General features: G+C 71.4%; 2 protein-coding genes. Both read right to left on the reverse strand.

The window, feature by feature from the left end; all coding sequences use genetic code 11:
- Positions 1-674: threonine synthase (thrC, locus tag ACTHMS_RS10955; protein WP_440306695.1), on the reverse strand; the 674-nt coding region annotated here is incomplete at its 3' end.
- Positions 671-1,972, reverse strand: a complete 1,302-nt coding sequence (locus ACTHMS_RS10960) for a homoserine dehydrogenase (protein ID WP_440306696.1) — start codon at positions 1,970-1,972, stop codon at positions 671-673. The genes ACTHMS_RS10960 and thrC, both read right to left, overlap by 4 nt.
- Positions 1,973-2,038 lie beyond the last annotated feature (66 nt).

The raw sequence follows: 2,038 nt of genomic DNA on the forward strand, positions 1-2,038 counted from the left end.
ATGGGCGCAGCGCCGGCGGCCTGGAAGCCGAACATGCGCGGTGTCGTCGCGACGACACCGTCCGCGGCGTACGCCTGGTAGCCCTTCCAGTACGCGGTGATGTTGCCGGCGTTGCCCACCGGGATGCAGTGCACGTCGGGCGCGCGGCCCAGCACGTCGCAGATCTCGAACGCCGCCGTCTTCTGCCCCTCGATGCAGAACGGGTTGACCGAGTTGACGAGTGCGACCGGGTAGTCGACGGCGAGCTTGCGCGCCAGTTCCAGGCAGTCGTCGAAGTTGCCGTCGACCTGCAACAGCTTCGCGCCGTGCACCAGTGCCTGCGCCATCTTGCCGAGCGCGATCTTGCCCTGCGGCACGAGCACCGCGCAGGTCATGTCCGCGCGCACCGCGTACGCGGCCGCGCTGGCCGACGTGTTGCCGGTCGAGGCGCAGATGACCGCCTGCGCACCCTCCTCGGCTGCTTTCGAGATCGCCACGGTCATGCCGCGGTCCTTGAACGAGCCGGTGGGGTTGGCGCCCTCGACCTTCAGGTACACCTCGCAGCCGGTGCGCCGCGACAACTCCCGGGCCGGGATGAGCGGGGTGCCGCCCTCGCACAGGGTAATGTTGGGCGTGCGGTCACTGACCGGGAGCCGGTCGCGGTAGACCTCGATGAGCCCGGGCCACGGCTTCATTCGGTGGCCATCCCCTCGACGCGCATGACGCTCGCCGCGCGCCCGACGAACGGCATCTCGACCAGCCGGTGCACGGTGGCGGCCAGATCGGCGTCGCGTGCGGCGTGCGTGACCACGACCAGTGTCGCGGCGTCACCACGCCCTTCCTGTCGCACCGTCTGGATGCTCACCCCGAGCTCGGCGACGGCGCCCGCGACCGCGGCGAGCACGCCCGGCTCGTCGGCGACGTCGAGCGCGATGTGATACCGGGTGCGGGTCTCCCCCATCGGCTGCAGGGGCAGTTCGGCATAGGCGCTCTCGCCTGCGCCGCGGCTACTGCTCACCCGGTTCCGCGCAACGGCGACGACGTCGCCGAGCACGGCGCTGGCGGTGGGTGCGCCGCCCGCCCCGCGACCGTAGAACATCAACGATCCCGCGGCTTCGGCCTCGACGAACACCGCGTTGAACGCATCGCCGACGCCGGCAAGCGGATGGCTGCGCGGCAGCATCGCGGGGTGCACGCGTACCGAGACGCTCTCCCGGCCGTCGTCGAGACCGCGACGTTCGCAGATCGCGAGCAGCTTGATGGTGCAGTCCATCGCCTTCGCGCTCGCCATGTCGGCGGCGGTGACGCTGCCGATGCCTTCGCGGTGGACGTCGGACAGTGTCACGCGGGTGTGGAAGGCCAGCCCGGCGAGGATCGCGGCCTTGGCCGCGGCGTCGAACCCGTCGACGTCCGCGCTCGGATCGGCCTCGGCGTAGCCGAGCGCGGTCGCTTCGGCGAGTGCCTCGTCGAAGCCGGCCCCGGTGGCGTCCATGCGCGAGAGGATGAAGTTCGTCGTGCCGTTGACGATGCCCATCACCCGGGTGATCCGGTCGCCGGCGAGCGACTCACGCAACGGCCGAACCAGCGGGATCGCCCCGGCGACCGCCGCCTCGTAATAGAGATCGACACCCGCCCGCGCCGCGGCATCGTGCAGCGTCGCGCCGTCCTCGGCGAGCAGCGCCTTGTTGGCGCTGACGACGCTCTTGCCGCTCGAAAGCGCCGACAGCAGCAGGGTCCGGACGGGCTCGATGCCGCCGATGACCGCGACCACGACGTCCACGTCGTCGCGCGCGACGAGCTCGGCGGCATCGGTGGTCAGCAGATGGGCCGGGACGTCGTGGTGGCGAGCCGGCCGCCGCACCGCGATGCCGGCCAGTTCGAGCGGCGCGCCCACCCGTGCCGCGAGGTCGTCCGCTTGCTCGTCCAGCAACCGCACGACCTGGGTGCCGACGACACCGCAGCCGAGCAGTGCGATCTTGATGGCGTCAGACATCAGACCACCCTGCCCGGCCGACGTGGCCCCGCGAAGCGCCGGTCGGCGTTCACTCCGGTTCTCACC

The organism is Jatrophihabitans sp. (genome assembly GCF_051960575.1).
Classification (GTDB): Bacteria; Actinomycetota; Actinomycetes; order Mycobacteriales; family Jatrophihabitantaceae; genus JBQCEE01.